This window comes from Desulfitibacter alkalitolerans DSM 16504 (genome assembly GCF_000620305.1).
Taxonomy (GTDB): domain Bacteria; phylum Bacillota; class DSM-16504; order Desulfitibacterales; family Desulfitibacteraceae; genus Desulfitibacter; species Desulfitibacter alkalitolerans.
The window spans coordinates 91,384-115,253 of sequence record NZ_KK211103.1 but is presented as its reverse complement, the minus strand read 5'-3'; the positions used below and the strand labels follow the sequence as shown (position 1 = coordinate 115,253).

The 23,870-nt window shown below is 38.3% G+C and carries 19 protein-coding genes, 2 pseudogenes and 2 riboswitches; of the genes and pseudogenes, 18 read left to right on the top strand and 3 right to left on the bottom strand.

What is annotated here, in order from left to right; all coding sequences use genetic code 11:
• Window positions 1-7: 7 nt before the first annotated feature.
• Window positions 8-1,717, top strand: coding sequence for a thiol reductant ABC exporter subunit CydD (gene cydD, locus K364_RS0116980; RefSeq protein ID WP_035270006.1), 1,710 nt, complete (start codon window positions 8-10; stop codon window positions 1,715-1,717).
• A 56-nt stretch (window positions 1,718-1,773) separates the two neighbouring features.
• Entirely contained in the window at window positions 1,774-3,486 is a 1,713-nt protein-coding gene (gene cydC / locus K364_RS0116975) for a thiol reductant ABC exporter subunit CydC (protein WP_028309010.1), read from the top strand.
• 257 nt (window positions 3,487-3,743) lie between these two features.
• Here cydC and K364_RS24605 read toward each other — a convergent pair whose 3' ends face one another.
• Entirely contained in the window at window positions 3,744-4,517 is a 774-nt protein-coding gene (locus K364_RS24605; protein WP_035270003.1) for a type II toxin-antitoxin system Phd/YefM family antitoxin, read from the bottom strand.
• Window positions 4,518-4,767: 250 nt separating this feature from the next.
• Window positions 4,768-4,955: riboswitch (cobalamin riboswitch) on the top strand.
• Between the two features lie 152 nt (window positions 4,956-5,107).
• Here K364_RS24605 and K364_RS0116965 point away from each other — a divergent pair.
• The 12 genes from K364_RS0116965 (at window position 5,108) to K364_RS0116910 (ending at window position 17,286) form a co-directional block, all read left to right on the top strand.
• Window positions 5,108-7,276, top strand: coding sequence for an anaerobic ribonucleoside triphosphate reductase (locus K364_RS0116965; RefSeq protein ID WP_028309009.1), 2,169 nt, complete (start codon window positions 5,108-5,110; stop codon window positions 7,274-7,276).
• Window positions 7,263-7,790, top strand: a complete 528-nt coding sequence (nrdG, locus tag K364_RS24600) for an anaerobic ribonucleoside-triphosphate reductase activating protein (protein ID WP_051534171.1) — start codon at window positions 7,263-7,265, stop codon at window positions 7,788-7,790. The genes K364_RS0116965 and nrdG overlap by 14 nt, the downstream gene beginning before the upstream one ends.
• A 114-nt stretch (window positions 7,791-7,904) precedes the next feature.
• Window positions 7,905-8,354 (top strand): hypothetical protein, encoded by a 450-nt coding sequence (locus tag K364_RS0116955; protein ID WP_051534170.1) that lies wholly within the window; start codon window positions 7,905-7,907, stop codon window positions 8,352-8,354.
• A gap of 181 nt (window positions 8,355-8,535) precedes the next feature.
• A riboswitch (cobalamin riboswitch) is annotated at window positions 8,536-8,722 on the top strand.
• A gap of 131 nt (window positions 8,723-8,853) precedes the next feature.
• Window positions 8,854-9,792: a nickel ABC transporter permease gene (gene nikB, locus K364_RS0116950; RefSeq protein ID WP_028309007.1), complete on the top strand. Its 939-nt coding sequence runs from the start codon at window positions 8,854-8,856 to the stop codon at window positions 9,790-9,792.
• Between the two features lie 19 nt (window positions 9,793-9,811).
• On the top strand, window positions 9,812-10,645 hold the full coding sequence (gene nikC / locus K364_RS0116945) for a nickel transporter permease (RefSeq protein WP_242841739.1): 834 nt from the start codon (window positions 9,812-9,814) through the stop codon (window positions 10,643-10,645).
• Window positions 10,645-11,391, top strand: a complete 747-nt coding sequence (locus K364_RS0116940) for a class I SAM-dependent methyltransferase (RefSeq protein WP_028309005.1) — start codon at window positions 10,645-10,647, stop codon at window positions 11,389-11,391. The genes nikC and K364_RS0116940 overlap by 1 nt, the downstream gene beginning before the upstream one ends.
• A 27-nt stretch (window positions 11,392-11,418) precedes the next feature.
• On the top strand, window positions 11,419-12,117 hold the full coding sequence (locus tag K364_RS0116935) for an epoxyqueuosine reductase (protein WP_028309004.1): 699 nt from the start codon (window positions 11,419-11,421) through the stop codon (window positions 12,115-12,117).
• A gap of 38 nt (window positions 12,118-12,155) precedes the next feature.
• On the top strand, window positions 12,156-13,715 hold the full coding sequence (locus K364_RS0116930) for an ABC transporter substrate-binding protein (protein WP_028309003.1): 1,560 nt from the start codon (window positions 12,156-12,158) through the stop codon (window positions 13,713-13,715).
• 98 nt (window positions 13,716-13,813) lie between these two features.
• Complete coding sequence (locus K364_RS0116925) at window positions 13,814-14,836, top strand: ABC transporter ATP-binding protein (RefSeq protein ID WP_028309002.1); 1,023 nt, start codon at window positions 13,814-13,816, stop codon at window positions 14,834-14,836.
• Window positions 14,836-15,813 carry an ABC transporter ATP-binding protein gene (locus K364_RS0116920; RefSeq protein ID WP_028309001.1) on the top strand — a complete coding sequence of 326 codons (978 nt, stop codon included), beginning with the start codon at window positions 14,836-14,838 and terminating at the stop codon, window positions 15,811-15,813. The genes K364_RS0116925 and K364_RS0116920 overlap by 1 nt, the downstream gene beginning before the upstream one ends.
• A gap of 89 nt (window positions 15,814-15,902) precedes the next feature.
• Complete coding sequence (locus K364_RS24595; protein ID WP_051534169.1) at window positions 15,903-16,775, top strand: DMT family transporter; 873 nt, start codon at window positions 15,903-15,905, stop codon at window positions 16,773-16,775.
• A 55-nt stretch (window positions 16,776-16,830) separates the two neighbouring features.
• On the top strand, window positions 16,831-17,286 hold the full coding sequence (locus tag K364_RS0116910) for a nicotianamine synthase family protein (RefSeq protein WP_028309000.1): 456 nt from the start codon (window positions 16,831-16,833) through the stop codon (window positions 17,284-17,286).
• A 38-nt stretch (window positions 17,287-17,324) separates the two neighbouring features.
• Here K364_RS0116910 and K364_RS24590 read toward each other — a convergent pair whose 3' ends face one another.
• Window positions 17,325-17,579 (bottom strand): AbrB/MazE/SpoVT family DNA-binding domain-containing protein, encoded by a 255-nt coding sequence (locus K364_RS24590; protein ID WP_051534168.1) that lies wholly within the window; start codon window positions 17,577-17,579, stop codon window positions 17,325-17,327.
• Between the two features lie 332 nt (window positions 17,580-17,911).
• Here K364_RS24590 and K364_RS0116900 point away from each other — a divergent pair, with 332 nt between their 5' ends.
• Window positions 17,912-18,529: a DUF3793 family protein gene (locus K364_RS0116900; RefSeq protein ID WP_051534167.1), complete on the top strand. Its 618-nt coding sequence runs from the start codon at window positions 17,912-17,914 to the stop codon at window positions 18,527-18,529.
• A 231-nt stretch (window positions 18,530-18,760) separates the two neighbouring features.
• Here K364_RS0116900 and K364_RS27995 read toward each other — a convergent pair.
• Window positions 18,761-19,243: pseudogene (locus K364_RS27995) on the bottom strand (IS1634 family transposase); the annotation flags it as partial.
• 383 nt (window positions 19,244-19,626) lie between these two features.
• Here K364_RS27995 and K364_RS0116895 point away from each other — a divergent pair.
• The 3 genes and pseudogenes from K364_RS0116895 to K364_RS27990 form a co-directional block, all read left to right on the top strand.
• Window positions 19,627-21,009, top strand: coding sequence for an aminotransferase family protein (locus tag K364_RS0116895; RefSeq protein ID WP_028308998.1), 1,383 nt, complete (start codon window positions 19,627-19,629; stop codon window positions 21,007-21,009).
• A gap of 56 nt (window positions 21,010-21,065) precedes the next feature.
• Window positions 21,066-22,802 carry a sulfoacetaldehyde acetyltransferase gene (gene xsc / locus K364_RS0116890; RefSeq protein ID WP_028308997.1) on the top strand — a complete coding sequence of 579 codons (1,737 nt, stop codon included), beginning with the start codon at window positions 21,066-21,068 and terminating at the stop codon, window positions 22,800-22,802.
• A 174-nt stretch (window positions 22,803-22,976) separates the two neighbouring features.
• Window positions 22,977-23,817, top strand: a pseudogene (locus K364_RS27990) (aldehyde dehydrogenase family protein); the annotation flags it as partial.
• Between the last annotated feature and the right edge of the window lie 53 nt (window positions 23,818-23,870).

The following is a 23,870-nucleotide window of genomic DNA, read 5'->3' as shown; positions in this document are numbered from 1 at the left end:
CTAAGATATGCTGGATAAAAGCCTCACCAGGGAAGCCTTTTCAAAACCTCTAATCATAGCCCTGCTTATAGTAGTGAGTATCTTAACTGCTGTAGCCATAGTAGTCCAGGCTTATTTGCTGTCTACTGTTGTAGATATGGTTTTTGTACAATCAAAGGTAATTGAAGGCCTCTGGTATATGCTTTTTGCACTCTTGCTGGTTTTTATACTACGCGGTCTACTGGCTTTCATGCATACAAGGGCGGGGGCTGTTTTAGCAGCTGAAGCAAAAAAATCTCTAAGAAATAGGCTTATTAAAAAATTTGAAGATTTAGGACCAGCTTATCTGGTAGAAGAAAAAACAGGTCGCCTGGTCGGTGTCATAACTGAGGGCATCGACCAGTTAGACCCCTATTTTAGTCGCTACCTGCCCCAGGTTATTCAAGCTTTAATAATTCCTCCAGTTATATTAATAGTTGTCTTTTTTCACAATATTTTATCAGGAGCAATAATGCTCATTACAGCTCCATTGATTCCTGTGTTTATGTATTTAATAGGCAACATGGCAGAAGCTAAATCTCAAAAACAGCTGCAAAGCCTCCTTAGATTCTCTGGGCATTTTCTGGAGGTTCTTCAAGGATTAACCACATTAAAGCTCTTTGGCAGGAGCAAGGAGCAGGGCAGATATATCTCCCTTATGAGCGATAATTTTAGGGATGCTACCATGGATGTTCTTAAGATTGCTTTTCTCTCTGCCTTGATGCTTGAGATTCTTGCAACTATAAGCACAGCAATGATAGCTGTTGAGGTAGGCTTACGTCTCGTATATGGATTACTAACCTTCCAGGTGGCTTTTTTTGTTCTCCTATTAGCCCCTGAGCTATATCTACCTCTGAAAAATCTAGGCGCAGCCTTTCACTTTGGGAGGACCAGCATAGGGGCTTGGAAGGAGATATGTGCCACGGAGGAAAGGAATGTTCAAAAGCCTCAATGGGGCACTAAACCTTTTCCTCAACCCCTGCCACCTGGCATTATATTAAGCACTGTTGATTTTTCATATAACGGTCACAAAAAGGTCTTGTCTAGCATTGAACTGCAGATTAATCCAGGTGAAAGAATTGTCATTGTAGGTCAGAGTGGCTCAGGCAAATCAACCTTATTAAAGCTTTTGATGGGACTGCTAGCTCCAGAGAAGGGGAAGGTGCTCATTAATGGAACCCCCCAATTTGATATTTCCCAGGAGGAATGGTTTAGCCAAATAGCTTATGTGTCTCAAGAGCCTCATATTTTCTCGGGAACAATTGCTGAAAATATTGCCCTTGGAATGCCTAAAGCCTCAAGGAAAGAAATTATAAGGGCTGCAAAAAGAGCCAGGGTTGATGATTATGTAAAATATCTGCCCATGGGGTATGACACAATGATTGGTGACGGGTATAGAGGTCTGTCGGGAGGGGAAAAGCAAAGGGTAGCAATAGCACGGGTTATTTTAAAGAAGGTATCCCTTGTGCTATTAGATGAGCCTAATGCCGGACTTGATTTGGAAAGTGAAAAGCTGGTTAAAGAAGCAATATCTGAGCTGGCTGGAGAATGCACTTTAGTTACAGTTGCCCATAGAAGGCAGACCATTTTTGATGCAGACAGGATTGTGGTGTTAAGAAATGGCACTATAGAGGCAGTAGGTAGTCATAGAGAGCTAATAGATTGCTCTGAACACTACAGAAGATTAGTTTCCAGCTAATTAGAATGAGTTTAAAAATATGGAAGCTAAAAACCCTATTTATTATGAGGTGCACAATGAAGTACTTACTAAGCCTGACCAGGCTGCTGCTTCAAGAAAAAAAGCATATCTTTTTGGCAGCATTTTTTGGTCTACTGGCTGCAGGCAGCTCTGTAGGCCTCATGGCAGCAGCTGCCCTGCTCATATCCAAGGCAGCTCTTCAGCCGCCTCTCTATGCATTAACCCTTACAATTGTAGCCGTAAGGTTTTTCGGCTTGACCAGGGCAGGTGCGAGATACGTGGAAAGGTATTTTTCCCACAAGGCGACCTTTGCAATTCTCGGAAGGCTCAGGGTATTCTTCTATGAAAGGATGGAACCATTGGTACCTGGAGTTTTTCTAAATTACAGAAGCGGTGACCTGCTCTCCAGAGTAGTAGCCGATGTTGAAAACCTGCAGTATTTCTTTTTAAGAACAATCTACCCGCCATTAATAATGATATTGGTCTTTATATTTACTGGCATCTTTCTAGGTTTTTATTCTCCTGTTTTTGCCCAAATCCTCTTGGTTAGCTTTATCACGGCTTCTATAATAATACCAATACTGACCACAGCATTAAGGGCGCGTTTAGGAAATGTCTTAAGACAAGACGGATCCAATCTATCAAGCCTCACGGCAGAGTTTCTATATGGATATTACGATCTAAAGGTAAATAATAGGTTAACCCAAAAGGCTGGAGAGATAAAAAAAGTCTCTAATGGGCTTATTTACAATCAGCTTAAGGCAGCCACATCCTTTGGCCTAAATGAGAGTCTGCTCCTTGTCATTTCCTATCTAACAGCCTGGGCAGTACTTGTCATGGGAATTATTTTTGTCCAACAAGAGATTATTTTAGGAGTGCATTTAGCCATGGTTGTATTGGCTGCCATGACTGTATTTGAAGCTGCTCTACCCATGGCATCCATCCCGGGACATTTAGATGAAAACAGGGCAGCGGCAGATAGACTGTTTTCCATAACAGATAAGGCTTCCAGGCAGGATGTAGGGGTTTACTTTAAAGATCTTGAACCAAGAAATATGCGCATTGAAATAGAGGATTTAACCTTTTTCTATCCCAATCAAGATGGGCCAGCAATTAAAAACATTACAATTAATCTTGATCCAGGCAAGAAAATGGCTGTGGTTGGACCAAGCGGCTCTGGCAAGAGCAGCCTTTTAAATATTATCTTGAGGTTTTATGAATATGAAAAGGGCACAATACTTTTTGGAAATAAAGATCTTAAAGAATATGATCCGGAAAAATTAAGGCAATACTTTGGTGTAGTTGCCCAAAGCAACCACTTCTTTAACCTTTCTGTTAGAGAAAACTTACTGATTGCAAAGCCCCATGCAGGGGATGAAGAATTGCTAAATGCTTTAAAGATGGTTTCCCTAGCCCATATTCCCCTGGAGTTTATTATAGGTGAAAAGGGCTCTGCCTTATCTGGGGGTGAAAGACAAAGACTGGCTATTGCTAGAATGCTTCTAAAGGATGCTCCTATAGTTTTTCTTGACGAGCCTACAACAGGCTTGGACGCAGTCACAGAGGCAGAAATTTTTGCCTTGCTTTGGCCAATTATTGAAAGTAAAACTCTCCTTTTCATTACCCATAAGATGAGCGGACTAGAAAAAATGGATGAGATATTAGCATTTAATAAGGGTGAAATAGTTGAAAGGGGTACCTACAATGAATTAATGGAGAAGAAAGGATATCTTTATAACTTAAGGCTCCTGGAAAAGGATAGACTTTGAAACCACGTGATATCATGCTTTACACCCAGACATACCCTTTCTGCAGGTGTATATCGAGTGAAAAATTGTTTAAATGACACCTGTACTCCTAATGAAGAAATAGTTTATCTTCGCACAGCCTGTAAGACCCCGCCCTCTTAGGTCGGGGATTAACAGGCTATAAGCTCGAAATAAGTGCGGCTAAGGTTCAGGTGGGGTTAAAACCCCACCTGAACCAAGTCTTCTTTATCAGAGAGCTGAAAGCTATAGAACCTTAACTATGGAGACAGCAATTCATTAAACAAGGCTTCAACATTTGCCGATAATCCATTAAAAACCTGTGACTTGGCGTTAGCACCCTTTTCAAAAGCCTTTACCCAGTCGATTTCGTAGTCAGTAAAAACATAAACCATTATACTCTTTTGCTTTGGGTCAATAATCCAATATTCTCGTACTCCAGAAAGTCTGTAAGTGTCAAGTTTCGTTATCATATCTTTGCTTCGAGTATTATCAGATATAATCTCAACCACCAATGTAGGCGTACCCATATACTGTCCTTTTTCCGTAACACTACCCTCCAGATCACAGGCTACAAACATATCGGGTTGCATGACATCAGGTTCTTTAATATTGTTCTTTTTAAAATGCACATCGCAAGGAGCAAAAAATACTCTGCAATTACTGCCCTTAAAATAATCACTAAAAATCAAGTATAATCTGGCAAGAATCTCCTGATGCATAATGTTGGGAGACGCTAATAAATAAATTTCACCGTTAACAAATTCCATTCGAAGTGTGCTCTTCTTGGAAATCTCCATAAACTCTTCATAAGAAACCTTTTTCCCACCGTACTGATAATCCAACGCATTTTCTCTTACCAAAAAATATTGTTCAATGTCTGTTACATATGGAGTTAAACGTGCAATTTTACTGCCGTTTTTTGTGATTACCACGTCATTCTGCTGTTCAACAAAATCTAGAAACTTCCCCAAATTTTGCTTAAGCTCAGTAGCTGTTATCACAATATCTTCTTTGTAATTAATTGATTTCACAATTAATCACCTCCGATAACATTTTACCAGATAGGACCTTTTGATACAAGGAATTTGTGCGAAATATTGAATGATATTGTACAATATTATGCAATTGAACGTACGTATCACCTAAATTAAATAAATCCTGGCGTTTCAGGATCAACTAGGATGATTCTCTAAATATTAGAAGATTAGCATAATATGTTTAATTATATATTGACTTGTCCATAGCGTGGTGGTAGCCTATATTTAAGTTTTATAATTAAATAATATGGATAGTGGAATAAGTGATACTTCATATGGAAGTAGAGAGGGAAGCTGGTGAGAGTCCAGCACGGTCGCGCCACTGTAAGGGAGAGTCAAGCTTCTATAATATTGTCACTGGTATAAATACTGGGAAGACGCAGTTTGGCAATGAACCCAAGTCAGGAAACCTGCTTGTTCTAATGTTTAATTAATTCTTGCCCACGCGAAATGGGAAAGGTGTATCTTTTATACCTGTGTCATTTACCCTTTTTGTGCATATCTGGACAAGAAGGGTTTTTCTTATCAAGAAAAGGAAACAAGGAGTGATTAATGTGAGGAATCTAGCCGGTGAATTTAATCCAATGGAAGTTAATAATTTAAGACTACCTAAAAAAATTGTTAAAAGAGATGGTACTATAGCACCTTTTGAATCAAAGAAGATTACGGATGCAATATTTAGTGCTGCCAGGGCTGTTGGTGGTGAGGATTATAATACTGCTCAGAGTCTTACCCTGGAGGTTTTAAGAGTAATTAGTTACAGCTTTTATGATACGCCTTTAGATGTGGAAGAAGTTCAAAACCTCGTGGAAAAGGTTTTAATAGAAAAGGGTCATGCTAAAACTGCTAAAGCATATATTCTTTACAGAGACAAACGCAGTGGTATTAGAGAAGCCAGGTCAGACCTGATGAATGCCGTCAATGAAATATTGCAGGAAACCCATAGAGAAAATGCCAATGTCAGTAACTCACCATCGGCAAAGGTGCTGCAGATTTCTGAAGCAGCTTCAACAGACTTCTATTTAAAGCGTGTCTTAAAGCCAGAACATGGACAGGCCCACAGGGAAGGCAATATCCATATTCATGATTTATCCTGGTACGGCAAGACTCTCACATGTTTGCAAATACCCCTGGGAAGACTTCTAAATAGAGGTTTTAATACAGGAAATGGCTATATAAGAAAGCCAAAGTCTATTCGCAGTGCTGCAGCTCTGGCCTGCATAATCCTGCAGAGCAACCAGAATGACCAACATGGAGGGCAATCCTTTGCTTTCTTTGACAGAGACTTGGCACCCTTTGTAGATGCTGAATTTAATAGACAAAGAAAGATGTTAAAAAATGAATTTTTTAAACTATATCCTGGAGCAAAGGATATGGACAAGGATTTAATTAAGGATTTAATTGATGAAAGAATCAATAAACTGGCCTATGAAAAAACCAAAGAAGAGACCTTTCAAGCAATGGAAGCTTTTATATACAACTGCAACTCAATGCACTCCAGGGCCGGTGCCCAGGTACCTTTTAGCAGCATAGCCCTGGGAACTGATACTACCTACGGAGGTCGAATGATAACCGAGCAGTTCTTGTTAGCATATGAAAAGGGCTTGGGTAAAGGAGAGCAGCCAATCTTTCCAAATGTAGGCTTTAAGCTTAAATCAGGCATTAATCTAAACCCAGGAGACAGGAATTACTATTTATTCAGGCTAGCCATGTATGTTGCAGGAAAAAGGCTGTTTCCTGCATTTATAAATCTAGATGCCAGTTTCAACGCCAAATACCAGGACGAAGTAGCTTATATGGGATGTCGTACAAGGGTTATTGCCAATGTAAATGGGCCGGAGGTGACAGATGGCAGGGGAAACCTTTCATTTACCACTATCAATCTACCTAGAATTGGTATTGAGGCAGCTGGAAATTGGAAGAATTTTTATAGAAAGCTTGACGAAACAGTAGACCTGGTTATTGACCAACTCCTTCATAGATATGACATACAAAAAAATCTAAAAATTACTGATTTTCCTTTTTTATTTGGTGAGGAGCTTTATCTGGGAAGCGATGCCCTTAAGCCTGGTGAGAAAATAGAAACATGCATAAGGAATGGAACACTGAGCATGGGCTTTATTGGCCTTGCCGAGATTCTAGTAGCCATGACAGGCAAGCACCATGGTGAATGTGAAGTAGCTCAAAGCAAAGGGTTGGAAATAATAGGGCATTTGCGCAGGAGAGTGAACGAGGCCACAGTTAAACATGGGTTAAACTTTACTCTCCTTGCCACCCCTGCAGAAGGCTTGAGCGGCAAATTTCTAAAGATGGATATTCAAAAATTTGGAGTAATTAAAGGTATTACAGACAAAGAATGGTATACAAACTCCTTTCATGTACCAGTAGAGTATAACATGTTTCTATTTGATAAAATCAAGGTTGAGGCCCCATACCATAAATTTTGCAACGCAGGACATATTTCCTATGTAGAAATGGCGAGCAGTATGGAACACAACTTGATAGCTTATGAGCAGATTGTAAGAGAAATGCATGCCCAGGATATGGGATATTTTGCAATTAACTTTCCAGTGGACTGCTGCAGTGGATGTGGTCATTCAGGTGTTATATATGAAGACAATTGCCCAGTTTGCCAGAGCAAATCAATAAAGAGAATAAGGAGGATTACTGGATATCTCTCTACTCTTAATAAATTTAATAATGCAAAAAAACAAGAAGAGAAAAACAGGGTGATCCACTTTGAAGGAAACTAAAATGTATTTGCAAATTGCTGATTACATTAGAACCAGTGTTGTGGATGGACCTGGAATCAGGCAGGTATTATTTTTATCCGGGTGCAATTTTGCTTGCAAGGGATGTCATAATCCTAAGCTTCAGGACTTTCATTATGGAAAATCAATGTCAATAACAGACGTAGAAAAACTTTTTACTTTTGATAAGAGAATAAATAGAGTAACTTTTACTGGAGGAGAGCCCATGGAGCAGGCTTTTGTTCTAGAAAAACTTGCCACCAGGTTAATAAGCAAGGGCGTGGAGGATATATTAATTTACTCGGGCTATATAATTGAAGAAATCTTATCTGAAGGAGATGAGAATAAAATCAAACTTTTAAAAAAGTGCAGTACCCTTATAGATGGTAGATTTGAGATTAGCAAAAAAGACCTTAGGCTTCCTTTTAGAGGTTCAGCTAATCAAAGGATCATTGATTTGCGAAAAATAAGGTCTTTATTAGTTAATAATCCGGTCAGCCAAGTTGTCAGACCTTAAAAAATTTCTCCTTTACCATATGTTTTTTTCTTGGTAAGATATAGTAAAATATAAGCTTTTAGATATTTGTAAGATATAAAAACAAGGGGGTTTAATATCAAAAGGAGGTTAGCAATGAGAATGAATAATATCGAAAGAATTTTAAAAGATATTTTACAAGGCCAGCAGGAAATGCGCGGAGACATAAAGCAAATGCAAGGTGATATTGCGGAGCTAAGAAGCAATCAACAGCAAATGCAAGGAGATATCAAGCAAATGCAAGGTGATATCACACAGATGCGTGGAGATATCAAGCAAATGCAAGGTGATATTACAGAGTTAAAAACAAATCAGCAGGTCATGCGAGGAGATATTCAACATATACAGGAAGATATTAAAGAAGTTAAGTGCGATATAAAGGATATTAAATTAAAGCTTGATGATTTGGAAATTAAAAATGCTGAAAGACATATTGAGATTTATGGTGAAATCAAAGCTCTTCGAAAGGACTTTTTAGCCATTGAATCAGTAACAGCTAAAAACTGGAATGATATTGTTCATCTTAAAGGTGTTAAGCTTATATAAAGGGCAAAATCTTTAGTTTAAAATTATTTGGGATATATTTGTATAATAATTTTCTTATTTAATGAAGTCGGGTCACAGCAAATCTCAAATTCTATCTTAATAAAAAGGTAATTAACTAGTTTGGGAATTTCTTAATTGACAGTTCAAATCTTTGTTGTTAAGCTGTAAATATAGTATAATTTAATACTTGTATGAAGCAAGTGATACTTCATGGAGAAGTAGAGAGGGAAGCTGGTTAGAATCCAGCACGGACCCGCCACTGTGAAGGGTAGTCAAGCTGCATTTGTGTCACTAGGCATTAGCCCTAGGAAGACGCAGTATTGACAATGACCTGAAGTCAGGAAACCTGCTTGTTTTATAAACTAATAGCTTGCCCACGTGGACTTGGGAAGGGTTGTTTTTTATTGTCTTGATTACCTTAAGACGTATCCCTTTTGCCATGTACCGCAAAAGGGTTTTTGTTTTAGAAATAGCGTTTTAGAAGGGAAGATGATATACAGTGCGTGCCTATATTCTGCAAAGACTGCTGTACTTGATACCTGTATTTTTTGGTGTTTCTCTTTTAACCTACAGTTTAAGTAAACTAGCCCCGGGGGATCCAGCAGAAATAAAACTTAGACAGGCTGGCTTTGAACCTACCCAACAGATGCTTGAAGCTACAAGACAACAAATGGGATTAAATGATCCAGAATATGTTCAATTCTTAAATTGGTTAAGTGGGGTACTTAAGGGTGACCTGGGTGTGTCCTTTTATTCTGGTACTCCTGTGACACAGGAAATATTATATAGGCTTCCGGCAACCTTTGAACTAACCTTTGCTGCTTTAATAGTAATGATTGCCATAGCAATGCCTGTTGGAGTTTTAGCGGCAGTTTATAAGGGCACGTGGGTTGATAATATAAGCAGAGTATTTGCTTTTTTAGGTGCATCAATGCCAGCGTTTTGGTTGGGTTTAATACTAATGTATTATCTATCAGTGAAATATACGATTTTCCCGGTAATGGGCAGACATGGCATAGATAGCCTGGTATTGCCTGCAGTTACCCTGGGTATGGGAATGGCTGCAACCTATACTAGACTATTAAGAGCTAGTATTTTAGAGGTATTGGGACAGGATTATATAATGGCGGCAAGGGCTCGGGGACTAAAGGAAAGGATAGTTATTGTAAACCATGCCTTAAAAAATGCACTTATATCAATTGTAACCCTACTTGGTATGTCACTGGGCTTTTTGCTCGGGGGTACGGTGATTGTTGAAACTGTGTTTTCTTGGCCAGGGGTTGGTAAATATGCAGTTGAGGCTATTTTCAACCGAGACTACCCAGTAATTCAGGGGTATGTTCTGTGGATGGCAGTAATATTTGTACTGGCAAACCTTCTCGTAGACATTTCCTATAGGTTTTTAGACCCGCGCATACGCTTAGGAAGGGGGTCTTGACATAGGCATAATTAGGAGCTTGGCTAAAGATAAGATGGCCCTAATCGGACTCATAGTAATTTTAAGTATAGTACTTTTAGGTATATTTGCACCCTATGTAACCCCTTATTCTCCAGATAAACAGAATTTAAAGCAAACACTCAAACCACCAGATAAGGATTTTCTAATGGGTACGGATCATCTGGGAAGATGCATATTTACGAGGATAGTATATGGAATAAGATTATCACTTGGAGTTTCCTTTGTTGTAATAAGCATCATTTTTACCTTGGGGGTTGCGATTGGTACAACTGCAGGCTATATGGGTGGAAAAATCGATAACCTTTTTATGCGGTTTGCAGATGTTATTCTGGCCTTTCCAGGACTTGTTTTAGCCATTGGCATAGCTGGCATTCTTGGACCAAGCTTAATCAATATAATGTTAGCTTTAGCTGCTGTTAACTGGGTTGGTTATGCCAGGATAGCCCGGGGACTAGTTCTATCACTACGGGAAAAGGAGTATGTACTGGCAGCAAGAGTCAGCGGAAGCACTCATTTAAACATTATTTTTAGACACATACTGCCCAATATGATTTCTCCCCTAATAGTGCTGGCAACCTTAGACATGGGGGCTATCATATTACAAATATCTGGACTGTCTTTCCTGGGATTAGGTGCTCAGCCCCCAGATCCAGAATGGGGTGCCATGTTAAATGACGGTAGATTCTTTTTTCAAAGGGCACCTTGGTTAATGCTTTTTCCTGGGTTTGCTATCTTAATAGTTGTTATGGCCTTTAATCTGGTAGGTGATGGCCTGCGAGATGTCCTGGATCCAAAGTTCAAAAAAATAATCTCACATAAGAGGGTGATGTAATGTTAGAAGCAAGGATTGAAAAGTACTGGACAGGCAGAGCTAATGGATATAGCGAAGCGATACAGGAAGACATGAACTCTTTTAAAAAAAATGCATGGCAGACAGTTATTAAGGATTATGTAGGAACTGATGGACCAATTAAAGCTTTAGATGTGGGAACGGGTCCTGGCTTTTTTGCAGTAATTATGGCTGAACTTGGTTATGAGGTCACAGCCTTAGATACCAGCAGTGAAATGCTTAAAGAGGCTAAAAAAAATGCTCAATTTGCCGGCTTTGAAATAACCACAATCAAGGGAGATGCACATAGAATTGAGCTTTCAGATGGCAGCTTTGATTTAATCATTTCTCGAAATCTAGTTTGGACTCTGCCAAACCCAATGGAAGCTTATGCTGAATGGTATAGACTTCTTAACCCAAGAGGAAAAGTTTTAGTTTTTGATGCTAACTGGTATTTACGTCTCTCGGTTCCACAGCTTCAGGAAAAGTATGAGGCCTGCAGACAAGAGGCAGTAAAAAAAGGCTATTCCGATGGTGTGACCTCAAATCAGCACAAAGAATGTGAGGAGTTGGCTAGAAAACTACCTTTGACCTATGAGAAAAGACCTGAGTGGGATAAAAAAGCCTTAGCCCAGTGTGGATTTAATACGATAGATATAGCTGAAAACATCAATGACGTTGTTTATGATGAAAGACAAAAAACCATGTATAGTGAAGTACCACTATTTGCAGTTTTCGCGAGAAAATAACTTATTAGATTAGATTGGGAGACCACGGTGGAGATATTAACCAATAGTCTTAAGGAACAACTAAGGAAGAAAGCCAATTATATGGGAGCAGACTTGTTTGGTGTTGCTGATTTGGAAAAAGCCAAGCCTTACATAAAAGACAATTATGGACTTGAATTTTCAAAGTACCCATCAGCAGTTTCCATTGGGGTTTTCTTTCCAAAAGAAATCATACGCCTTTTAGAAGAGGGGCCACAGCAGGTTTATTCCTATTACTATAGTGTGATAAACCAAAAGCTGGATGAAATTTCCCTGCTGCTGGCAAACCATCTTGAAAGGATGGGATACAAGGTGTTTCCCATCCCAGCTTCTCAACAGCTCTTAACTAATAAATATAAGGGTATCTTTTCTCATAAGCTGGCTGCTTCACTGGCGGGTTTAGGTTGGATTGGCAAATCATGCTGTTTAATTAATGAGCAGGTCGGGCCTAGATTGAGGTTAGCTACAATATTAACCAACGCACCTCTTGAACCAGACACCCCAACGAATAACAAGTGCGGCAGCTGTACGGCCTGTGTAAAAGCTTGCACTCCTCAGGCAATTATAGGTGTAGCATTTAACCCAGATGACATACTCTCAAAAAGGTTTGATCCAAAGGCATGTGATGATTATTTCGATTACGTTAAAAGCAGGCATGGTATTGGTAATTGTGGTAAATGCATTGCCGCTTGTCCATGGGGTAGATAATAAATTCATAAATTATGAAAAAAAGGAGGAAAGGTTAGGTGTACAAAGACATTAAGAAAATTATTGTATTAGTGTTGTGTATATTTTTTGTGATTGGGTTGCTGACAGGCTGCGGTTCTAAGAGTGAAGAACCAAAGTCACAGCCAGAAGCAGAGGTTCCTGTTAAACAGGAATTGGTTGTAGGCGAACAGTGGTTTCCTAGCACAATGGATCCTGCAGAAGGATGGAATGGTTGGTATACCATTAAGTATGGACTAGGAGAAACCTTGGTTAAGGCAAATGATAAAATGGAAATAGTGCCATGGATAGCAGATTCTTGGAAGCAGTTGGATGAGCTTACATGGGAAATCAAAATTAAGGATGGTGTTACCTTTAGTACAGGGGAAAAATTAACTGGAGAGGCCGTAAAGGCTTCTATTGACCGTGCCATTGAAATTAATGCAACTGCTGCTGGTTTGCTTGATATTGATCATATTGAAGCTGCAGACAATGGCATAATTATTAAAACAAATGATCCTAATCCAGCCCTTATTGCAAATCTAGCATCACCATCTGTTACCATTCTAGATGTAAATGCTGGCAACTTTGAAGAAATGCCTGTTTTAACAGGACCATTTAGGTTGGTTAAATTCGATAAAGATGCAGAGCTAGTTGTTGAAAAGAATGAAAACTATTGGGGCAAAGAGCCTTACTTAGAGAAAGTGACCTTTAAGCATATTCCAGATGCAAACACAAGGGTTATGGCACTCCAAGCAGGAGAAGTAAATGCTGCCCTTGGCCTTCCTGCTGCCAGTTTAGATATTTTTATGAACAGCAGTGATTTTGAGGTTTTAAGCAGATCAACAGCACGTACACATATGATTATTTTTAACCTTAAGAATCCCCTATTTAATGATCCTGCAGTAAGAAAAGCAATAAGCATGGCCGTAGATAGGGAAAGTATTGTGGACAGCATAATGATGGGCATGGGAGTTCCCGGAGTTGGACCATTTCCATTAGTGATGCCCTTTGGTGGTGAGCAGTTAAAGGGATATGGCTATGAGCCTGAAAAAGCTAAAGATATGCTTGAAGAGGCTGGATGGACATTAGGTTCCGATGGAGTATTTAAAAAGGGCAGTGAAACTCTTGAATTTACCCTGGCAACCTATAGGGGTAGACCTGAGCTCCCAATAATAGCTGAAGTAGTACAGGCACAGCTCAAAGACATTGGCGTGAAGGTGAATATTGAGGTTATTGAAAACATTTCCAGCTATCTTGGAGAAAAAGCCTTTGATACCTCCATTTACAGCATGAATACAGCAACTACAGGGGATCCCCAATACTTCTTAGAAATAGTTTTCAAGACCGGGGCAAGCTCAAACTTTGGCGGCTACAGCAATCCAGCACTGGACGCCAAAATTGATGAGCTTAAAACTGCCTATAATATGCAGGATAGATATAGAATTGCTAAAGAGGCTCAGCAGATTATTCTAGACGATGCAGGATTTATTTTCCTTGTATACCCTATGAACGTATTAGTTGTTGATTCAAGTGTCAAAAACATGTCAACCCATCCGTCTGATTTCTACTTGTTAAATGAGTCTGTTCGTATGGAATAAGTCTTACGTTAGGTATTCTGTAAAGTTGACATTATATTAAGAATTCTTGCTATGGGGTTTTAAGAACCCCATAGCAATTACCAAAGGGAGAGATATTCATGACTGCCCTTAATGAAAGCTGCAGGCCTATATTAAGAGTTAATAATCTATCCATACAATACGATAGTATTACAGGCCCTATTAAGGTGATTAGAGACCTTAGCTTTTCTTTAAATGAAAAAGAGGTGTTGGGCATTGTTGGAGAGAGCGGTTCAGGCAAGACTACTTTAGTTTTATCTCTGTTGGGAATGCTGCCTCCAGGTGGTAAGGTAATTGACGGTGACATTAACTTTAAAGATAAAAGCATTTTTAGCCTATCCAAGACAGAAAGAAGAAGTTATAGAGGTAAAAGTATTGCCATGATTTTTCAAGAACCAGGATCTACATTAAACCCTGTTAGAAGAATAGGAACGCAGTTCATAGAGACTCTGTGCTGTCATTTTCCTATTACAAAAACTCAAGCCAGAGAGAGAGCTATAGATATGCTTTCAAAAATGAGCCTACCAAACCCCGACAGGGTTATTAATTATTTTCCCTTTCAATTAAGCGGAGGAATGAAGCAGAGGGTTACTATAGCAATGGCCATGGCCCTGGAACCAGATATTTTAATTGCTGATGAACCAACTAGTGCTTTGGATGTAACTGTACAGGCCCAAATTATTGCAGAAATGCAAAAGCTATCAGACAAATTTTCAACCAGCATAATTCTCATAACTCACAATATGGGAGTAGTTGCCCATATGGCTGATAGGATAGGTGTCATGTATGCGGGTCAAATGGTGGAGTTAGGAGCCAAGCATGAAATTATAAATCAGCCCAGGCATCCCTATACCAGAGCCCTATTATCTTCTGTTCCTGTAATAAACCCGCCTAGAAATAAAAAATTGTTTTCAATTAAAGGGCAGCCTCCTGATTTTCTAGATTTACCAATTGGGTGTACTTTTGCTCCACGATGCAGCTTTGCAGACAGGACCTGTAACTCCAAACCTCCTCTTCCCGTAGAAATAACTCCGGGTCAAACAGTGTTTTGTCATAAGGTTGAGACTGTAAGTAAAGAATACAGGGAGGCTGCTGCAATTTAATGATAAAAAAAGCCCCTCTATTAGAGCTGGAAAATATGGCAAAACACTATTATAATAGCACATCTTTATTTGGTAAACACAAAAGTCTGGTAAGGGCTGTAGATGGTGTAAATCTATGTATTAATCATGGTGAAACATTAGGGTTGGTAGGAGAAAGTGGGTGCGGCAAGAGCACCCTTGCTAGGGTACTTTTACATTTGGAAAAACCTACAAGTGGAAGGATATTCTTCAAAGGTGAGGAAATTACGAAATTGCAGGGTGAGAACCTTCGAAGATTTAGAAGCAGCATTCAAATGGTATTTCAAGACGCCTATTCATCATTGAATCCAAGGATGAAGATAGGTGCAGTAGTCAAGGAACCATTAGACAACTTTAAATCAGCAGCAAAAAATAGAGATGAGAGGGTAATTCAATTGCTGGAACTGGTAGGTTTGGATAAAAGCTATATGGGCAGATTTCCCCATGAGTTAAGTGGGGGGCAGCGCCAGAGAATTGCCATTGCTAGGGCTCTGGCTTTAAATCCGTCACTAGTTATCTGTGATGAGGCCACTGCCAATCTGGATGTGTCAATACAGTCTCAGATAATTAACCTGTTATTAGCTTTAAGAAAAACGCTGGGGTTATCTTACCTTTTTATATCCCATGATCTCGCGTTAGTTCAACATGTAAGCCATAGAATTGCAGTAATGTATCTAGGTAAAGTTGTTGAAGTTATTGACAGCAGCACGCTAAATAAAGATACACTGCATCCCTATACAAAATCCCTAATTACCTCAGTTTTTTCTATAAAAAACATAGATAGTAAAAAGTCCTTAGACCTCGTAGAAGGTGAACCACCTAGTCCTATTGACATACCCATGGGATGCAGATTTCATCCAAGGTGCCCTAATGCTATGGAAAAGTGTAAAGAGGCTGAACCTCAATTAGTCCAGATAAGTAAAGGACACATATGTGCATGTCATCTTATAACAGGATAGATGCCAGAATTTCGAGGTGTTTGATATGTTGCTTCAGGGATTGTATGTGGTAAAACAAAATAAGAATAAACGATTAGTGGAGATGAAACATGACAAACGGAGTTATTCTAGCAATTTTATCCTCTTTGATTTTTAGTATTATGAATGCTCTAGTAAAGGCAGTTAGCTTCACCATTCCTGCTTCTGAAATAGTCTTTTTTAGAAGTATTATCGGAACCGTAATCATTCTAATTTTAATTAAATACAGTAAAGTGAAGTTTTCCAGAGAAGGAATCCCAATGCTTTCCCTAAGGGGTCTGCTGGGTGGCCTGTATATGCTGGCCTATTTCTATACAATTTCTAAAATACCTTTAATAGACGCAATTATTTTGGTAAATTTATCTCCAGTCTTTGTTATACTCCTGGCAGCCTTTTTGCTCAAGGAGAGACTGTCCCAAAAGGCCTTTATGATTTTACCAATAGTATTCTTAGGCGTTATTTTTATGATTAAGCCCTTCAATTACTCTACATATTCCGTATATGCCCTAGCGGGTATACTTGCAGCCGTACTGGCAGCAGGTGCTGCAACTAGTATTCGTTACCTAAGCAAAAAGCATCATACCTATGAAATTATATTCTATTTCATGGCAGCAGCCACGCTGATATCAGTTCCATTAATGTGGAATTGCTTTGTAGTGCCTACAACATTAGAATTGTTCTATCTGGTCTGTATAGGTGTTGTTTCTTTACTGGCCCAAGTATTCTTGACCAAGGCCTTTACCCATCAAAGCGCAGCAGTTGTAGAGGTAGTCCGTTATATTGGCATTGTATTTAATGCTATGTGGGGCTTTCTTTTCTTTGCTGAAATACCAGACTGGCTAACAGTTATAGGTGGAACCCTTATAGTTGCGGGTTGTATAGCTCTGTCAAGGGCTAAAAGCAGTATTGTCATACCTACCGAAACTGTTAAGGCTGCTAAATAGTTTTTATAACTTCTTATAAATGGCACCACTTGCTAGTAAATGGACGGTGAAAGCTATGTCTTTGGTGACCGAAATAACAAAGCAAACCGAAAAAGCAGTCAGTAGGCTGCCTATTATGGTTATTATCTTTAGAGTGTATTATAGATATTTAGTTAAAAAAGAGGTTGAAATATGTAAAATAACAGATAAGGATAAAGTCTTATTTATAGGCGGTGGTCCTCTGCCATGTACAGCTATGGAAATAGTTTGCATGACAGGTGCAGAGGTTAAGGTGATTGACAATGATATAAAATCTGTTGAAGCTGCACGAAGATTAGTGAATACATTGGGCATGTCCGACTGTATTAAGGTGGAGCATGAGGATGGAAGGCTAGTTGATACAAAGGACTATTCAGTTATCCATGTTGCCAAACAGGCTCATCCCCAGGAGCAAATATTTGAACACCTTTGCAGTACAGTAAGTTCAGGAACCAGAATATATTCTAGGTTATCAGGTGAAATCTATGGTTAAATTTAACTTAATACTAGTTTATAATATGTGTTTGTGGACTAGATATCCCCCTTGGGCAGGTTTTTAAGCATTGTAAAGACTGTCTTAAGTATAGCAAGTTCAGTAACGTTTTTGTCTTTTAATACACCATAGATATTCTCAAGATTTGTCTTAATGGGCCTAATCTTTACTTGGTTATTACCATCAATGATGAACTCAACTTTATCTCCATAATTTATCTCCAACTTTTCTCTTACAACTTGAGGAATAGTGACCTGTCCCTTTTTAGTAACAGAACTAATTCTCCTTTTCATTAATTGTATTACCTCCTTTTTAAGTAAAACAAAATTATATAAGATTACTTTGGGATTAATGCCTCTTTAACTAAAAAATAATTGACAATGAAAATCGTTATCATTTATAATAGTTTTAGTTATTAGTTTTATTAGGTATTTGTTACCAGAACATAGGAAATCAAAAACTTAGTTTATGTTTATTAAGAATAACCAGGGATGAAAATACTAATGAACAGGAACAAATATATTTTACACTATCAGAAAGTATAAGTGCAACTAAGGCTTTCGCTGGCGCCAAAAGGCTTGGCGAAAGCCAAGTTTTCTATTAAAAATTCTAAGGGGTATTTAGCATGGATAAGTATATCAAGCATCAGTATGTGAAAACAGCAAATAGTCTAGAAGGAAAGAATTATATTTCAGCTATGATAGCCTATAATGCTGCTCCCACTGTAAAAGGTTTAAAACCCGCCTCCTTAATAAATTTTACCATTGGCAGAAAAAACCGTATAGAGCTGTGGAAATTTTATAAAGATGAAATTTGTAAAGAGTTTGATCTTGAATATATTGAACTCAGGGAAAAATTTGAAAGTTTAATAGTTCTGTTTTATAAAAAAGAACTTCTTGAATGGTATCTGTCAAAGCCCAGTAGTCAGGTTTTTTTAGATGGTTTAGGATATGAAGGCCATATGACATTAGAAGAAAAGCTTCAGCTTTTGAGAGAGAGGTTCTCCTGTTCATGTCCCGATGAAGTAGGCATATTTCTTGGTTATCCCATTGAGGATATTCAGGGTTTTATAAAAAATGAAGGCAAGAACAGCCTTATGTGCAGATACTGGAAGGTGTATGCTAATCCAGATCGTGCGCAAGAGCTTTTTGAAACTTACGATAAAGCTAAAGCCAGTATTGCAAGGTCCATTATTTCAAACACAACTTTATCCTCAACAGATATAAATTACCGTCCTAATTAAATGGGCGGTTTTTGTTAGGCTAAATAAAACGTTCCTTTCAATATATCAATATAGCACATATCTAATGTGCCATGAATATAGTTGATAAGACGTTCTTATTGTTGAGATTAATACTGTAAGTGAGCTATATTTATTATCCTACTCTTCAGAAGCAAAAACCAATAAAAATATCCATAAAGCCTTTAAAATGAAAGCTTCTATTGATTTTATTTTTGCCATAAAGTTGTAGTACTAAATCAACGTTTTTAACCATTTTAAAAATTTTTTCATATCACTAAGAGTTATAATTTTTTGTCCAATATTAAGATTAAAAACGTCATATGTCATCATATCCTCATCAGCATAATCAAAGAGATAATGGTTAAATCTATATGACTACAAGAAACAGAGCGTAAAGAATTATGGATTTTTTCTATGGAGTATTTGTTATGTAAGCGGATTTCAACAACCCTTGCAGTTACTAAAGCTATAAAGCAAATTAAAAAATGCGCATTAATGTGATCCATTCTTGTAAGATAGACAGGTCTTGCATCCAAGTTGCTTTTTGTTATTTTAAATGATTCTTCTATTCTCCAAAGTCCTCTATATATTTCTGATTATTAGACTCATCTAGTTCACTGGTTATTATGGCATAATAGCCATCAAACTGCTCCTATTGACTTATTCTTTCTTCATCCCAAAACAGTTTTTCCCTGTATCTAATGTTTCTCCCGTACCTAAAATAATTGCGTCAACCAGGTAATCAATAATGTCTACAGTAGAGAACTTAGCATTACTAGGCTTTTGATAGCTAACCTTACTGGCAATTAAACATTATTTGAAATTAATAACGGCTAGTGTCTACATTAAACTGTTGATTTTCTTCTATAAAATAATTAACTGGCTAATAGGCTGCTAGCAAGTGTGATATTTATTTGAATAAGCTAGAGAATCAAAATAATCTTACAATTTATCTAAAGATTTTATAAAAAAGTTTAATATCCATAGATTTAGCAAGCCCATTTAATAATTTTATTAATACTATCCATATGCTTAATGTTAAGCTTTTTTTAAGGTTATGAATTTTGTACTGTAAATTTATCAAGGAGGTAATTAAGGTGGATAGTAAAACTAAAGTAGATTTCAGAGAACTGGAACAGCAGGATATAGAACACCTTTGGCACCATTTGACTCAGCATAGTGTTTTTAAAGATCAAGCTCCCCCAATTATGGTTGAAGGGAAAGGGTGTATGTTAAAGGATCATACAGGCAGGGAGTATCTAGATGCAGTCTCAGGGGGAGTATGGTGCGTAAACGTTGGGTATGGAAGAGACAGTATTGCTGAAGCAGTATATGAGCAGCTTAAACAGATGCCCTATTATGCATTAGCACTGGGAAACATTCCTACTATCAAACTTGCTAAAAAATTAACTGATTTATTACCAAGACTACAGAAGGTTTTCTTATCAAATAGTGGTTCAGAGGCTAACGAAAAAGCCTTTAAAATGAGCAGACAGTATTTCAGACTAAAATACAATGATAAGGATAAGTACAAGATAATTTACCGCAATAGAGATTACCATGGAACTACAATAGCTGCATTAAGTGCTACAGGTCAAGATGAAAGAAGAGCCATGTATGGTCCATTAGTTCCTGGCTTTGTTGAAATTCCTCATGCACTCTGCTATAGATGCCATTTTGGTAAGACTTATCCAGGATGTAGTCTTGAATGTGCATATGCATTAGAAGAGACTATCAAAAAAGAGGGTCCTGATACAGTCGCAGCATATATTGTTGAACCCATTACTGCAGGTGGAGGTATCATTGTACCAGTAGACGAGTATTTTAAAATCGTTCAGGACATATGTAAAAAGTATGAAGTATTGTTAATTATGGACGAAGTAGTAAATGGATTTGCTAGAACAGGAACATGGTTTGGCCATGAGCACTTTGAAGTAGACCCTGACATTGTCACCATGGCAAAGGGAATGGCAAGCTCCTATCTGCCAATTTCAGCAACAATGACAAAACAAGAAATATTTGACCAGTTTGTCAATGAACCAACAGATAAACTAGCTTACTTTAGAGATATAAGTACCTATGGTGGTTGTGCAGGTTGTGCAGTTGCTGCCCTTGAAAATATCAAAATTATTGAAGGTGAGAATCTCTGTGAAAGAGCCAGGGAAATGGGAGAATACTTTATTGGTGCTTTAAAGGAGCTTGAAAGTTTTCCAATGGTGGGAGATATAAGAGGAAAGGGGCTTTTTGCAGGAATCGAGTTAGTTGAGGACAAAATTACAAAGGTCCCAGTATCTGAAGCATATCTAAATAAGATAGTAGCAGGAGCAAAGGCGGAAGGTGTACTCATAGGAAAGATGAACCGAAGTGTCCCAAACTTAAACAATGTGTTAGGCTTTGCACCTATGCTGATAGTTTCCAAAGAAGAAATAGACAAGATTGTAGGAGCAGTTAAGATTGCATTGGAGAAGAATCCAGTTTAAAGTTAAGTATATAGTATAGAAGTCAGAAAATCATATAAACATAGGAGGAATAAAAAATGGCAAAAGTTAAAATGACACCTAGCGAAGCTATAGTAGAACAATTGTTAGCTGAAGGAGTAGAGTATTGTGTTGGTATAGTAGGATCAGCATTCATGGACATGCTGGACTTATTTCCAGCAGCAGGGATTAAATTTATACCAGTAAGAGACGAGCATACAGCAGGACATATGATGGATGCTTATGGAAGAATATCAGGTAAGGTTGGAGTATGTATAGGACAAAATGGCCCTGGAGTTACAAACCTTGTTACTAGTGTGGCAACAGCAAACCTTGCCCATACACCTATGCTAGTACTTGGCCCATCAGCTGGCACACCAACAATCGGTTGGGATGGTTTCCAGGAATGTGATCAGGTGCCAATCTTTAAGCCAATTACAAAAGCATCCTTTGGCATTCCACATCCAAGCAGAGCAGCAGATTGTGTAAGAACAGCATTTAGAATAATGCATGCAGATAGAGGACCAGTGTACTTAGACATACCAAGAAACTATTTTTATGGTGAATTAGAAGATGAAATATTGCCACCAGAAAAGTATCGTCCCACAACTAAGCTTATACCTGATGTAGAAATCTTAAAGCAGGCAGCAAAAGTATTATCAGAAGCTAAAAATCCAGTAATCCTATCAGGAAGAGGTGCAGTAGACGCAGGAGCCTTAGAAGTAGTAGCAGAACTAGCAAAATACCTAACAGCACCAGTAGCAGTATCATATCTGCACAATGATGCATTCCCAGCAGATAATCCATACTGGGTAGGCCCAATAGGCTATATGGGTTCAAAAGCAGCAATGAATTCAATCAAAGAAGCAGATGTAATCCTGGCAGTAGGAACAAGACTATCAGTATTTGGCACACTGCCACAATACGACACCACATACTTCACAGGAGAACAAAAGATAATTCAAATAGACATTAATCCAAAACAAATTGGAAGAAGACACCCAGTAGAAGTAGGAATAGTAGGGGACGCTAAAATCGCAGCACAAGAAATTTTAAATATCTTAAAGAGCCAGGAAGACAGATCAGTAGATGAAGCAAGAATGGCTAAAATCAAAGAAAAGCAAGAAGCTTGGGACAAAGAAATCTATGAATTAGCAATGAAAGATGGTAATCCAATTAACCCAAGAAGAGCTCTTTATGAAATAGCAAAGTTTAAACCAGCAGATACAATCGTAACAACAGACATTGGAAACGTATCTTCAACAGCAAACAGCTACATGAGATTTACAAAGCCAAAAACCCATGTGGCATGCTTAACCTTTGGAAATACAGGTTTTGCTTTACAAGCTGCATTAGGAGCAAAATTAGCAAAGCCAGAAAGTCCAGTATTAGCAATTGTTGGAGATGGAGCTTGGGGAATGAGCTTCTACGAAATTATGACAGCAGTAGAACAAAACCTACCCGTAATCGCCTGTGTATTCAACAATGGAGCATGGGCAGCAGAGAAGAAGAACCAGGTAGACTTCTACAATAACAGATTTGTAGGTGCTGACATTAAAGCTCCAAGCTGGGCAAAACTTGGAGAAGTTATGGGAGGCAAGGGCATTAAAGTTGAAACACCAGAGCAAATCCCAGCTGCATTAGAAGAAGCATTCACTGCAAGTGCAAAAGTTCCAGTAGTATTAGAATTCATGGTTGATGGAACACAGCTTGCACCTCCCTTTAGAAAGGATGCTCTAGCTTTACCAACACGTTTCCTTCCAAAATATGCAGCACTGGATCATAGAAATTGGTAAGTAGTTAATAATCTAAACCACTCATTATAATGAGGACGAGACAACATTGAGGGAAAAGAATACCCTATGTTTGTCATCATACCTCTAAATAGTGAGTGGTTTCTGTTTTAATTATTTACATTATTCACTATGTAAGGGAGGCATTTTACTATGAAAACTCATGAAAACTATAAAAATTATGTAGGCTCAACAACTGTTGGAATGCATATATACTCTACAGCAGCTGCCTATGGCAAAAGGGTTCAGGCCCTTTGTGAGGCAAAAACCATGCCCTTGTACTTAGGGATTGTGAGCTCGAGTTGACAGCCCACAGGATAGTAGTCTCTGCCTTTGGAGCAGCCGGTCAGCGGTGTATGGCACTACCTGTAGTATGTGTGGAGGAAGAAATTGCAGATGAGTTTATAGAGCATATAATCAGGTTTGCCAAGGAACAAAAAAATAGGACCGGCTTATAGAGATTGCACTATGCTTGGACCAGTTATATCAGAGGAACAAAAGAAATCTGTGGCTGATTGGATTGAAAAGGGTATAGCCCAAGGAGTTGAGTTGGTATTAGACGGTAGGGGTGCATCGGTTGAAGGATTTGAAATGGGTATTATATAGGACCGACCATTTTTGATCACGTTAAGCCTGGCATGTGTGTTGGTGACGAGGAAATATTTGGTCCTGTTTTATGTGTGAAAAGAGTTAAGAATTTTGAGGAAGGCTTGAAAATAGCTAATGCAAATCGCTTTGACAACGGCTCTGTGATATTTACTCAAAATGGCATTACGCAAGAGAATTTGTGACTAGAACTCATGGAGGTATGATAGGCATAAATGTGGTCATACCAGCAGTGGCACCTGGTTTTCACTTCTCTGGGCACAAGGAATCTTTATTTGGTGATCTCCATGCCAAGGGCAAGGATGGCATTGCTTTCTATACCCAGGTCAAATGCGTAACTACAAAGTGGTTCAGTGAAGAGGATAAAAAGGCATTAAAAGAAATAAAAGCTGTAGCAAAATGTGGTGAATAATTTTTAACAAAAAATAAGCAATTAATGGATTGGTCCTTTTTACCTGTATTATG